The organism is Bacillus sp. F2HM (assembly GCF_019266135.1).
GTDB lineage: Bacteria > Bacillota > Bacilli > Bacillales > Bacillaceae > Bacillus > Bacillus safensis.
Genome location: NZ_LRMO01000014.1, coordinates 1 through 12,841, shown reverse-complemented (window position 1 = coordinate 12,841; position 12,841 = coordinate 1). Strand labels below are relative to the sequence as shown.

General features: G+C 41.2%; 13 protein-coding genes and 1 other RNA gene. 2 read left to right on the top strand and 12 right to left on the bottom strand.

Annotated features, from left to right (window positions below; genetic code table 11):
• Positions 1-132: 132 nt before the first annotated feature.
• From prpB to AWT60_RS09935, 4 genes are all read right to left on the bottom strand, one after another.
• Entirely contained in the window at positions 133-1,050 is a 918-nt protein-coding gene (prpB, locus tag AWT60_RS09950; RefSeq protein ID WP_218677199.1) for a methylisocitrate lyase, read from the bottom strand.
• Between the two features lie 12 nt (positions 1,051-1,062).
• Positions 1,063-2,499, bottom strand: a complete 1,437-nt coding sequence (locus AWT60_RS09945; protein WP_306299197.1) for a bifunctional 2-methylcitrate dehydratase/aconitate hydratase — start codon at positions 2,497-2,499, stop codon at positions 1,063-1,065.
• A gap of 2 nt (positions 2,500-2,501) precedes the next feature.
• A complete protein-coding gene (gene mmgD, locus AWT60_RS09940) occupies positions 2,502-3,644 on the bottom strand; it encodes a citrate synthase (protein ID WP_218677197.1) in 1,143 nt (380 codons plus the stop codon).
• A gap of 168 nt (positions 3,645-3,812) precedes the next feature.
• A complete protein-coding gene (locus AWT60_RS09935) occupies positions 3,813-4,352 on the bottom strand; it encodes a DUF420 domain-containing protein (protein ID WP_024422676.1) in 540 nt (179 codons plus the stop codon).
• A 198-nt stretch (positions 4,353-4,550) separates the two neighbouring features.
• Here AWT60_RS09935 and AWT60_RS09930 point away from each other — a divergent pair, with 198 nt between their 5' ends.
• A complete protein-coding gene (locus tag AWT60_RS09930) occupies positions 4,551-5,063 on the top strand; it encodes a GNAT family protein (RefSeq protein ID WP_041086829.1) in 513 nt (170 codons plus the stop codon).
• A gap of 153 nt (positions 5,064-5,216) precedes the next feature.
• On the opposite strand, the gene AWT60_RS09925 is transcribed toward AWT60_RS09930, so the two are convergent.
• The 8 genes from AWT60_RS09925 to AWT60_RS09890 all read right to left on the bottom strand — a co-directional run bounded on the left by AWT60_RS09925 (position 5,217) and on the right by AWT60_RS09890 (position 10,929).
• Positions 5,217-6,008 carry a LysM peptidoglycan-binding and 3D domain-containing protein gene (locus AWT60_RS09925; RefSeq protein WP_039179273.1) on the bottom strand — a complete coding sequence of 264 codons (792 nt, stop codon included), beginning with the start codon at positions 6,006-6,008 and terminating at the stop codon, positions 5,217-5,219.
• Positions 6,009-6,242: 234 nt separating this feature from the next.
• The gene (gene recQ / locus AWT60_RS09920) at positions 6,243-8,045 is read right to left on the bottom strand and encodes a DNA helicase RecQ (RefSeq protein WP_218677196.1); all 1,803 of its coding nucleotides are present in this window, start codon (positions 8,043-8,045) and stop codon (positions 6,243-6,245) included.
• Positions 8,046-8,178: 133 nt separating this feature from the next.
• Positions 8,179-8,364, bottom strand: a non-coding RNA gene (gene ssrS / locus AWT60_RS09915) — 6S RNA.
• Positions 8,365-8,496: 132 nt separating this feature from the next.
• Complete coding sequence (locus AWT60_RS09910; protein ID WP_041109474.1) at positions 8,497-8,997, bottom strand: TraR/DksA family transcriptional regulator; 501 nt, start codon at positions 8,995-8,997, stop codon at positions 8,497-8,499.
• 91 nt (positions 8,998-9,088) lie between these two features.
• The gene (locus AWT60_RS09905; protein ID WP_218677195.1) at positions 9,089-9,736 is read right to left on the bottom strand and encodes an SDR family oxidoreductase; all 648 of its coding nucleotides are present in this window, start codon (positions 9,734-9,736) and stop codon (positions 9,089-9,091) included.
• A gap of 175 nt (positions 9,737-9,911) precedes the next feature.
• The gene (locus tag AWT60_RS09900; RefSeq protein WP_024422682.1) at positions 9,912-10,250 is read right to left on the bottom strand and encodes a PH domain-containing protein; all 339 of its coding nucleotides are present in this window, start codon (positions 10,248-10,250) and stop codon (positions 9,912-9,914) included.
• 279 nt (positions 10,251-10,529) lie between these two features.
• Positions 10,530-10,667, bottom strand: a complete 138-nt coding sequence (locus AWT60_RS09895) for a DUF4025 domain-containing protein (protein WP_075611524.1) — start codon at positions 10,665-10,667, stop codon at positions 10,530-10,532.
• A gap of 49 nt (positions 10,668-10,716) precedes the next feature.
• A complete protein-coding gene (locus AWT60_RS09890) occupies positions 10,717-10,929 on the bottom strand; it encodes a DUF6501 family protein (protein WP_024422683.1) in 213 nt (70 codons plus the stop codon).
• A gap of 212 nt (positions 10,930-11,141) precedes the next feature.
• Between AWT60_RS09890 and AWT60_RS09885 the strand changes: the two genes are divergently transcribed.
• Positions 11,142-12,626 (top strand): aldehyde dehydrogenase family protein, encoded by a 1,485-nt coding sequence (locus AWT60_RS09885; RefSeq protein WP_024422684.1) that lies wholly within the window; start codon positions 11,142-11,144, stop codon positions 12,624-12,626.
• The last annotated feature ends 215 nt before the right edge of the window (positions 12,627-12,841 follow it).

Genomic DNA, 12,841 nt, shown 5'->3' with positions numbered 1-12,841 from the left:
GCAGCCCTAGGAAGGGCGAGCACCAGAGCGGAGCGAATTTAACATTCGTGAGCACTGGCGCACAGACCTGACAACGAATGCGAGGGTTTGTCTACACGCTGAGGCACTTCCGTCAAGGAAGTGCTTTTCATTTTATCGTTGCTCTTTCCCAATTTCCGGGAGGATCGTTTTTGCTAAATGCTGGTCCATTTCCTCATATTCATCATAATGAATCGTTTCATACAGCTCTTTTCTCGTTTGCATATCCCCAAGTATCCCCTGCTGCGTTCCCTTTTCCATGATTTCTGTAAATAAACGCTCATACGCTTTTGCAGCAACTCTAAGTGATGACACAGGATAAATGACCATTTGAAAGCCAAATACAGAAAATTCGTCTGCATGATAATAAGGCGTCTTGCCAAACTCCGTCATGTTTGCAAGGAGCGGACCTTTAATATTACTTGACGCATGCGTGAAGTCCTCTGCTGTGATGAGTGCCTCAGGAAAAATAGCATCAGCTCCTGCTTCTACGTAAAGATTGGCCCGGCGGATGACATCCTCCATTCCATTTACGGACTTTGCATCGGTTCTCGCAATCACCAAAAGCGTTGGTGCCGCTTGTTTGATGGCTTTGATTTTTGCGACCATTTCTTCTACTGGAACGAGTGATTTCCCGTTTAAATGCCCGCATTTTTTCGGCATTTGCTGATCTTCAATTTGAACAGCTGCCACTTTGCTCTCAACCATTTCTTTTGCCGCTCTTGCTGCATTTAAAACACCGCCATAACCTGTGTCCATATCGACCAAAAGCGGCAGCTGGGAAGCTCGAATCATCTCCTTCGCTTTTTCAGCCATTTCTGTTGAATGGATCATGCCGAGGTCTGGCAGTCCTTTGCTGGCACAAAAAGCGGCACCTGATAAATAGAGCCCTTGAAAGCCCATTTTTTTCGCATAGAGCGCAGACATTCCATCGTGAACGCCTGGAATTTGAAATAAAGCTGATTTGTTCATTTGTTCTTTAAAGACTGCGGCTAAATCAGCCTGACTTCTTTCTTCATTCACGATCCACACGCTAGCTCCCCCTTATATGACGAATAAGTCCATAAATGCTGGTACTGTTGTTGTTTTTAATTGATTTGGATTTTGGCAGAGTGACACAATTTGATCCACTTGTTTTTGTGGAAATCTTGTCTTTAAATGATAGACCCATTTCTTTTCAAGCAGCGGAATGCCTTCCTGTCTTCTTCTGCGATGACCGAGCGGGTATTCAATTTCAATTCGGTCTGTCATCGTCCCGTCTTTAAAGAAAATTTGTACACAGTTTGCAATCGATCTCTTTTTCGGATCTAAATAATCCTCTGTGTAACGTTTATCCTCTTTCACAATCATTCGATCACGAAGACGATCAATGGCTGGATTTTGCGCCGTTTCTTCTTCATAATGGTCAGCTGTTAGTTCACCATAGATCAGTCCAATGGCTGTAATATACTGCAAGCAATGATCACGGTCTGCTGGATTATAAAGCGGCCCTTTCTTATCAATAATCCGAATCGCTGACTCATGTGTCGTAATTTCTACCCGGTCAATTTCATCTAAACGATCTTTTACAGCGTCATGCAGCATCACAGCCGCCTCTGCAGCAGTCTGTGCATGAAACTCAGCAGGATAAGCAATTTTGAAAAGAACATTTTCTATGACGTATGATCCAAGGGGCTGGGCGAGCGTAAGTGGTTTTCCTTTCATAAGAACATCTTCAAAGCCCCACTTCTCAGCACTTAGGGGCGTTTGATAACCCATTTCCCCTTTACGTGTCATCATTGCCAGTCTCACTCCGCGGCTTGTTGCGTCCCCTGCTGCCCATGATTTCCTAGATCCTGTGTTTGGGGCGTGGCGATACGTCCTAAGAGGGGAATTATCAACAAACGCTTGTGATAAAACATGCTGGACCTCTTCTTTTGTTCCGCCAAGCATTGCACACACAACTGCACTTGTTGCCACTTTGACAAATAACACATGGTCCAATCCATTTCGATTTAGACAATTTTCTAAAGCAAGGACACCTTGAATTTCATGTGCCTTGACGATTGCATGCAGTACGTCATTCATCGTTAGCGGTTCTTCTCCGTTTGCAAGGCGAGTTCTGCTGATATAATCACTTACAGCTAATATTCCGCCTAAGTTATCTGACGGATGGCCCCACTCCTGTGCAAGCCATGTGTCATTATAATCTAACCAGCGGATCATACAGCCAATATTAAAAGCCGCTTGAACAGGATCTAGCACAAACGAAGTGCCGGGAACTCTTGCTCCGTTAGGTACGACTGTTCCAGGTATGATGGGACCAAGGTGCTTCGTACATTCTGGAAAATTGAGCGCAAGCATTCCGCACCCGAGTGTGTCTATGAGCACATAACGCGCGGTTTCAATGGCCTCTTTGCTCGTAATTTCTCCGTCTACTGCATAGGCAGCAATTTCTTCTAATAGCTGATCTGTTTGATTGGCGACTGCTGTTTTGTTCATATTCATTCCCCCGTTTTTCCATCATCATTTGAAACCTTTAATCCTCTTGGCCCTAAATACCGGACTCTCGGTCTAAAAATGCGATTATGCAAATGCTGTTCAATAACGTGGGCTGCTAATCCGCTAGCTCTTGCAGCAAAGAAAATGGGTGTATAAAGTGAAATAGGAATTCCGAGCACGTAATAAATAGGTGCAGCATAATAATCAAGATTCGGATAGAGGTTTTTCTGCTCTTTCATGTATGCCTCTCCTGCTACACACATGTCATATAGCGTTGTATCTCCCTTTGATTCAGTAAGCGTTTTCAATGAACGTTTTAAAAGAGCGGCTCGCGGATCCATTTTTCTCATGTATACTCTGTGGCCAAAGCCCATCATTTTTTCTTTTGCGGCTAATTTTCGTTCAATGAGCGCAAGAAATCCTTCCGTTGTTTTTCCTTCAAGAAGCATGTGCATGACAGCTTCATTTGCTCCTCCGTGGAGATCACCTTTTAATGAAGAGATCGCTCCAGTAAAAGCACCATACATGTCAGAATGCGTGGATGCAATGACTCTAGCCGCAAACGTTGAATTCGGCAGCTCATGTTCACTATATAATGTAAGTGTTTGGTCAAAAGCGGTGATTTCGTCTTCGGTCGGGGTGCGTCCAGTTAGCATGGATAAAAAGTTTTCAGTGTAGGATTTGGTCTGATCTGGAGAAATAGCGGCGTCTTTTGTGAGAATATGATAGCTTCCAGCAACAATGGCCGGCAGCTGGCCTAGTAATCGAACGGCACGCTTCACTTGGCACGCTTCTGATCGATCATGTAATGCATCATCGTACCCCGCAAGAGCAGATAAGCACGTTCTCATCGCATCCATAGGGTGAGTGGTTTTTGGAAGTTTCGTTAAAATGGTTTGAATCATTGGATGTAAGTTCGTTTGTGAGGATATATCTTGCTGAAATTGGTGATATTCCATCATATCTGGTAATCTTCCATAAATGAGCAGATAGGCGGTTTCTAAATATGTCTTGTTTTGTGCTAGCTCAATGAGGTCGTACCCGCGAATCACAATTTCCTCTTGCTCCACATCTAAATATGATATGGACGTTTCGCTTGCCACAATGTCTTCAAGCCCCGGTTTATACTGCAATTGTTCAGTCATCATATAACCCCCGTTTCGTCCAATTGTTGATCTCCAAACGAGCAAACGGCCAGAAATGATGTGAATCTATAGATGGGAAGATACCGTGCACGTCGGATATCCAATTTCCATTCTATCCAAAGCACTTCATCTTGTAAATAAAAGAACGTATGTCCAGTTGGACATACGTTAGCTGTAGTATGGAGAAATCATGATATAGACAATGACGCCAGTGAGACTAACATAGAGCCAAAGCGGCATCGTCCAGCGGGCAATTTTACGGTGACGCTCGACCTGCATCTGTGCGCCTCTAAATAGTGTAATCAATGCAAGCGGTACAATAATTGCTGAAAGCACAATATGTGTAATCAAAATAAAGAAGTAAATTGGACGGATGATCCCTTCTCCGCCGAAGTGTGTATCAGCTGCCATTGAATGATATGTCACATAGGAAATTAAAAAGACAAGTGTTGTTGAAAATGCAGCAAAGATAAATCGTCTATGTGCTTTAATGTTCTTTTGTTTAATCATAATGAGTGCTGAAAGTAAAAAGATAAACGTAAAGCTGTTCATCACGGCATTCAGTAAAGGAAGAAATGTAATATCCAGATGACTAAATTTATCTGTTTTTGGCATTAAAAATAATAAAGCGATTAATCCGTTTATGGCAATTGTTAAAATGACAACAATGCCGGTGAAATTTTTCGGTTTTTGATTCTGTTCGTTCATGTTTGAAAACCTCTCTTTATTAGTTCCGACTAAGAGTATGTTATTTAACTTTCTCTATAAAGTCAATGAATTCGCTGTCTTCGTCGAATTTTAGACAAACTTGCCGATTACTGGCGTTCTAACGGCTTGAAAGATCCATCCACTTCCTTTAGAATGGGAATTTATGTGGTTTTTATGATTTCTTATATAAAAGGAGTAATGGACTTGTCAATCTTACAGGAAACAACCAAAGATGTGAAGACGTTAGAGCAAGAATTACAGCAATTGCAGTTCCAAATGTATCGAATGCAAGAAAATATGAAAGATATTTCGAAAAAAGCAAAGATCATTGGCATTGATCAGGCGAAAGAAGATGAATGGATGATTGTCTCTGCCATTGAAAGTGCGGATACATGCAAAATCATGCTCAGCGATTGTGAAAAAGCTTTTCGCGGACAATCTGATTTTTCCTTAATCGCGGAATACCCTGAAGAAGGAAAGATTCATATTGCTGATATTAAAGGCCCTCCCGATAATGGATACGGCTCAATCTGCATGAAGCATTTAAAAGAAATCGCAAGAGAGCAGAACATCCCAGTCATCACGGGTGACCTCGTCAAAAGAGATTGGAATCACGTGGACCGCTTGATTCACTTTTATGAAAAACACCAATTTGATGTCCAAATCAATTGGAAAGAACAAAGCGGGGAAATTTATTGGGTGGACAGCTAACGCCAAAAAACCAGCGTGTATGATGGAATATACGCTGGTTTTTGTCGAAAATGCAAATTTTTCTGAAAAATATGTGTTTTTTTGACCAAAAAAAGGGTACAATAAAAGCATCAGGCCGCCACCTGATGCTTTCTTCCAAAAAACAATAGATTACTAGTTAAGTACTTTCACTTTGACTGATTTTACGCCCCAATTTTTTGCTTGGGATTTGCTTGGTACATGTACATCAATTTTGTTACCTTTAATTGCGCCGCCAGTATCTGCTGCGGTAGCTTCACCGTAGCCTTCAACATAAACCTTACTTCCTAATGGAATGACATTAGGATCTACTGCAATGACTTTCGCATTTGGGTTTTTGTTTAAGTTTACCCCTGTTGCAGTGATACCTGAGATGCCACCATCATTTGCTGTATAAGCCGTAGCCGTTACAGTCAATTCTTTTTGTACACTTTGACTAGCAGAAGATGATTCTGCTTTAGCTGTTTCCTTTTTAGGAGCAGCTTTTTGTGTTGTTTGCTCTTTTTGGACAGGCTCCTGTTTTTGTACAGGCTCTGAGCTTACCGGAGCTGAGCTTTGACCAGCAACACTTAGTGTTGAACCAGTCACAATTATATCTGAGTTTAAGTTATTCCAAGACTTAATATCGCTAATTGACACATTGAATTTTTGAGCGATTTTCCAGAGGCTGTCCCCCTTCTGGACTTTATACTGCTCCTGAGTTTTCTCTTTTGAAGAGATTGTCAATTTATCACCTACATAAATCATGTCTGTAGATAAATTGTTCCAACCCTTTAGGTCCTTTAGAGACACATCATTTTTTTGAGAGATTCCCCAAAGTGTATCACCTTTCTTCACAGTGATTTCCTTTGCAGAAGCTTGCTGTGCTCCAAATGCTGTTGTTGAGATTGCTGCAACAGCAACCAAGGACATAATAGTCTTCTTCATAAAGTAAATCCTCCCTTGTTAGCTTTTTATGGCGGCTAACGAGTGCTATCGTAACATATGTAAATGTCAATTCAATAACAAAACGATATGTTTTAGATTACAGTTCCTTTACATGAAACATCTCTCTCCATTGGTAAATCAGACCACAAAACAGCTCGATTACCCGCCATATCAAGGTTTTGAAAGGATCAGAAACCTCCTGTTGAAAACGTGTCCAAACGCAGCGAAAAAAATTTATTTTTCTTCTTCAACCTTTTTATTTTTCTCTTTTTCTATAAATAAACGGATTTCTTCTAAAAAAACATCCCCGTATTTCTCTCTTTTTTGAGCGCCTATTCCCTTAATATGGAGAAGTTCTTCTTCTGTTTTAGGCTGAACGGCTGACATTTCCTTCAAGGTTTGATCAGAAAATACAACAAATGGCGGAACGCCCTGCTCTCTCGCCAGCTTCATTCTCACCGCTCTCAGCTGCTCAAATAATGCATCGTTTTCTTGAATCGCCTCTCTTTTCACTGCCTGCTTTTTATACACAGCCTCTTGCCCGACTAACACCTTCTTTCCTTTATGTGTCACTTTTAATGTTGGATAAGCTCCTTCAGACATGTGCAAATACTCTTCTGTAATTAAAAATTCGATGAAATCACTAATTTGCTGGGCTGATTGCTGCTTCATTAAAGCGTATGTAGGAAGACGGTCGAAACCAAGGTCAAGCACTTTTTTATTTTTAGAGCCTGCCAGTACTTGAGCAATCATCATTTTTCCAAAGCGCTCGTTCATTCTAACCGTACACGATAAAACCATTTGCGCTTCTCGAGTGACCTCTTCACGCTCTCTTTCATCAAGGCAATTACTGCATTTTTGGCAAGGGGCACTTGCTGATTGATCAAAGTAGTCCATCACAAATTGCTGCAGACATTGCTCAGTGTGACAGTAATCGACCATTTGTCTAAGTTTAAGCAGCTCATGCTGAAAGCGCACTTCATCTTCTGTTGACTGTTCAATGAGGAATCGCTGCATTCGTACGCCCTGCGGCGAAAACAGTAAAATGCATTCACTTTGGAGCCCGTCTCTGCCGGCGCGTCCAGCTTCTTGATAGTAGCTTTCAATATCCCTTGGAATTTGATGATGAATCACAAAACGGACATTTGACTTATTAATTCCCATGCCAAATGCAGATGTAGCGACCATAACCTGGATGTCATCGTTTAAAAACAGGTTTTGCTGCTCTTCTCTCATATCATCATCTAACCCGCCATGATAAATGCCAGCTTTGATCTTTTGTTTCTTTAGCCGATTGTAAATGTTTTCGGCTTCTTTTCTTGTAGCAGTATAGATAATGCCGGACTCAAGCTTATTTTTCTTCATATAATGTGTGATAAAGCGGTCACTATTTTCTCCTTTGACCACCTGAAAAGATAAATTTTCTCTAGCAAACCCTGTAAAAATGGTTTCTTCTTCGTTCATGCCAAGCTGTTCACATATATCTCGGTGAACCTTTTTCGTGGCTGTAGCAGTTAATGCGACAATCACTGGCCTTTTTGTCAGCCGATTTAAGCATTCTTGAATAAAGCGGTAGCTTGGCCTAAAATCATGCCCCCACTCAGATATACAGTGCGCTTCATCAATTGCAATTAAAGGGATCGTTAACCGGTCAAGCAGCTGAAAAAAACGCTCATTTTGTAAACGTTCAGGTGTGATATAAAGCAGCTGATATTCCCCATCTTCACATTTTTTCAGCCTTTTATTCATTTCAGCTACGGAAAGTGTGCTGTTTAAAAAGGACGATCGTATGCCCATCTCATTTAGCGCATCGACTTGATCTTTCATTAAAGAAATTAGCGGGGATACAACGATCGTTGTTCCTTCCATCATCAGGGCAGGAATCTGGTAGCAAACCGATTTCCCCCCGCCTGTCGGCATAATACAGACGGTATCCTTCTGTTTGTTTACAATCGATTCAATGGCTTGTTTCTGTCCCTGCCTAAAGGCGTCAAAGCCAAAGTATTGTTTCAGGAGTGCTTCTGCTTGTTCTAACATCCAATTCCCTCTCCGTCTTTTGTTTTGTCTATTTTAACATACATTCATGCCTCTTCCGGCCGACTGTGCAATTTCGTTTTTTCACAAAATAAAAAGCCATTTTCCGCAATGGAAAATGGCTTGAATCATCCTAGGAAAAGCTGCGGATGCCGTAATCTAAGTAAGAAAGTTTTAAACCACCACTCCTCAAAGTGGGTGTTTGCAGAAACGTTCCTGTCTTCCTCGCTAAGGAGGCATGACATTCCGGCTTCAATATAAAACTCCCTATTACAGCTTAAAGGTTAAAACTTAATTAACATTACGCGCATCGCAGCCTTTAAACTATATTACACGAAAGTTTATTAAATTTCAAGAGATCTTTTTTCTGTGAAATACTCATGTATACAAGTTATTTGTTCATGTGTACATAAGAAAAAATTATTCTGAAAAAATTTAACCTTCGCTTATGATCCTATTTTTCCTCATCTACATCAACATCTTGCTCTTCCTCTAATCTTTCATACGTATCTGAATGCATCTGATCCATTGTTTCTCTATTTGTTAAATCGCGCATTTGATCGGAGAATGAACGGTCAAATGCGTTTGGATCTTGAGTGGTTTCTTCATTTTTCTTTGCATCTATTGAATAACGTGTATATGGAACTGCTTTTAAACGCTCGTATGGGATCTCTTTCCCCGTTTTCTCACATATCCCATATGTTCCGTCTTCCATTCGTTTCAGTGCTGCATCGATTTCACCTTCAAGCTGATCATCGACTTGATCCAGCGTTTGTTCTGTCATGCGGTCTAAATAGATGCTCCCATGATCAGCGATATGATTTCCAACACCATTTGAAATCTCACTCGATTCAACGAGCATCGATTCTTCTTTCTTTTTTGATCCCTTCACATCTTCTTTTAATTGAATCAATCTTTCGTATAAATCAGCTTGTTGTTCTTTCGTTAAGCCCACGGTCTATCACTCCTTTCTCATTACCTTCCCGCTGAAAGGGAAAAGAAAACATCAAAAAAGCCGCCGCCTCTTTGGCAGCAGCTTTCTTTTCTTACAGATGGCGAAGTGCTTCTTCTACTGATTTTTCGCCTTTCATCAAGTCAAAGGACTTATTTTTCACATTGGATTCTGTTAAGCTCTCCACAAGAACAATGGCTACGTCCTCTCTTGAAATCTCGATGTTTTGATCATCTGGAATATGTTCGGCAGCTTCAATCTTTCCTGTCTTCTCCTCATGCAGCAGGGCACCTGGGCGGACAATCGTATAGGAAAGACCTGACTGTTTTAAGTGCTCATCGGCTTTTCTTTTTGCTTCATAATAAGTTTCCATACTTTCTTGCCCTTTTCCTTGATTCGGATCATCTGCATTATAGGCACTAAGCATAACAAAATGCTGGATGTTTTCTTTTTTCGCTGTATCAACGAGGCGTTTTGCACCTTCTTGATCGACCGCAATGGTCTTATCTGCACCTGTTTTTGAGCCTGAACCAGCTGCAAAGATGACAGCGTCTGCTTGTTTCACAGCATCTGTCACATCTTTTTCAAGATCACCGATGACAGGTGCTGCACCAAGTTCTTTTAGTGCATCAGCTTGTTTTTCATCTCGAATGAGAGCAAGCGGCTCATGTCCTTTTTCTTTTAAATAACGAACGACGAGTCTGCCTGTATGTCCATTTGCTCCTGCAACTAACACTTTCATTGTTCATTCTCCTTTCTGTATCTGTTTCATCTTTATCCTTTTTTGCTATCATTCAAACACTTAAGCAGAAAAAAGCCCTTCTCATCAGATGGGAAGGGCTTAGCAATGTGCGATCTATAAAAATAAGAACGAAGAATGAGAAAAGTGCATATGATCTATGTAATCGCAAGATTGATCAGCAAAGATGTTTTGTCAAAATGGCTTGCACATCACTCAAATCCGTCTCTTTAGAAAAGTCGAGTTCAAATACTTTTGAGCTTGTGACAAGCAGCATACCTGTGTCCTGATCAAACACGCCAGCTTCTTGTATGGCAAAACTTTCAATTGATCGATACGGCAAGGAGACCCTGACTTTCTTCTTAGAAAATACGCGGTTATCGCCAAAGATCAGTCGTTTATTGGTAAAGCAAATTTGGTCGTGACGCAGTCTGTAAACAGCCTCAATTCTTTCCCCTTCAATCAATAAGGATTCGAATTTCTTATCATTTTGTTTACTGACAGAAAAAATACCCACGTAAACCCCCTCTTCCTGCATCAAATTCCTTTATGACAAAACGGCCACACGGCTCTGTGGGTACGTTTTATTCTCACTTATAGAATACGCTATAAATGGTTGTTATTCCATTACGAATAGATTAAATTTCATTTAACTTTTTCTTTTTGATCCGATGCTCTTTCCTCTACTTATTTAGACTGTTAAAGCAGGAAAAAAGTTTCAGTTCTTTTCGAGAAAAATGCTGAATCATTTCCAATAAAAAAACAGTGATTATGCCAAATCACTGTTTTTAAATGACTATTCGTCTTTTGGTGTATCAATCGTTCCCTCGGCATACACATCGGAAATCTGTTCAAGCGTAATCGCCATATCAGCGTCCTCGTGTTCATGCCATGCATTTTGATTTTTCTGCTCGTCATTTTGCTGCTTTTTCATCATCATCACCCTTTACTGTTTTTCTTAGTATGAGTGATGACCCTCAAAATCATTCAGCTGAAATATCTTCGAAATACTCCTTGTAATACCCGCCTACTTTACCCGTATTGTCTACGACAAACAGGAATTCTTCTGTTTCATTTTTCACTTCATATGTGCTTCCAACGGTTAATGCCCGGTCGACCATATATTTTTTCGCATTTGTATGTACACATTTTACTTGTTTTAACGTTTGAGCCGTTTGCCAGTTTTGATGGATCATGATTTAAAAACTCCTTTTTTCATCTATACATTTATTGTAGCCAAATTTTCGCGAAATGCAATGAGTGTTATGGATTGCTTTCAAACATGTCGTGTAATATGATAATTGTATACGTTTACATCTTTGTGCGTATAAAGTTTCGTTGCATGTCCGCTTTTCCCACCTAGAACTCGCAGAAAACAATCCATATCTTTAAGGAGGTTTGTTTATTTATGAGCTCTACAACACTTCAAATTAGTTCAAAACTCGAATCCTTTCTCCAAGGGACGAAAAAACTCTACATTAATGGTCAGTTTGTCACAAGTCACGATAACAAAACCTTTGCTACTCCTAACCCAGCCACAGGCGAAACCCTTATTGATGTTTATGAAGCAGGTGCAAAAGATATTGATGAGGCCGTAAAAGCTGCAAAAAAAGCCTTTCATGGTCCTTGGCGCTCCATGTCTGCCGCTGAACGCGCCCGCCTCATGTTCAAGCTTGCTGATTTAATGGAAGAAAATCAGGAAGAACTTGCACAGCTAGAAACTTTAGATAACGGAAAACCAATTAATGAAACAACAAATGCAGATATCCCCCTCGCTATAGAGCACATGCGCTATTATGCGGGCTGGACGACAAAAATGAATGGACAAACCATTCCTGTCAGTCAAGGATATTTTAATTATACCCGCCATGAGCCGGTTGGGGTTGTAGGACAAATCATCCCATGGAACTTCCCGCTGCTCATGGCTATGTGGAAAATGGGCGCCGCACTTGCAACAGGGTGCACCATCGTTTTAAAGCCAGCCGAACAAACTCCACTCTCTGCTCTTTACTTAGCAGAATTAGTGGACAAAGCCGGCTTCCCAGAAGGCGTGATTAACATCGTTCCTGGATTTGGCGAAACAGCCGGAGAAGCCTTAACTGATCATCCTGACGTGAACAAGCTGGCCTTCACAGGGTCAACAAGTGTTGGGAAATTAATTATGGAGAAAGCGGCTAAAACCATTAAGAGGGTCACATTAGAGCTTGGCGGAAAATCACCGAATATTATTTTACCTGATGCCGATTTAAAGAAAGCCATTCCAGGTGCTTTAAATGGCGTTATGTTTAACCAAGGCCAAGTATGCTGCGCAGGGTCCAGAGTCTTTGTTCATCGGAGCCAATACGATGAAGTGGTCGATCAAATGGCCAAATATGCAGGATCCCTCAAGCAAGGCGCTGGTCTTCATCAAGATACGCAAATTGGACCTCTTGTAAGTAAAGAACAGCACGAACGCGTGTTAGGCTATATTGAAAAAGGTAAATCCGAAGGGGCAACAGCCGTTGTCGGGGGCGATTGCCCTTATGAGGCTGGCTATTTCGTCTCCCCTACTATTTTTAAAGATGTAGAAGATGAAATGACCATTGCCAAAGAAGAAATCTTTGGACCTGTCTTATCTGCCATTCCTTACGATTCCATTGATGAAGTGGTTGAACGAGCTAACCAGTCTGAATATGGATTAGCAGCAGGACTTTGGACAGAAAACTTAAAGCATGCCCATGATATCGCTGCACGTCTTGAAGCAGGAACGATTTGGGTCAACTGCTATAATGTCTTTGATGCCGCCTCCCCGTTTGGAGGATATAAGCAATCAGGTCTTGGCAGAGAAATGGGATCATATGCCCTTAACAACTATACAGAAGTCAAAAGTGTATGGATTAATCTTCAAGACTAATGACGTCAAGAAAGCCGGTGACCCTGTCATCGGCTCAGATCGTTGACAAAGTGCTAAAATGATTTTTATTTTAGCACTTTGTCTTCTTTTCAGCGTGATAGAAAACCTTTGCAGTCTAGGAAGGACGAGCACTGGCGCGGAGCGAATTGACATTCGTGAGCACCAGCGCGCAGACCTGACACCGAATGCGAGGGTTTGTCTACACGCTGAAAGGA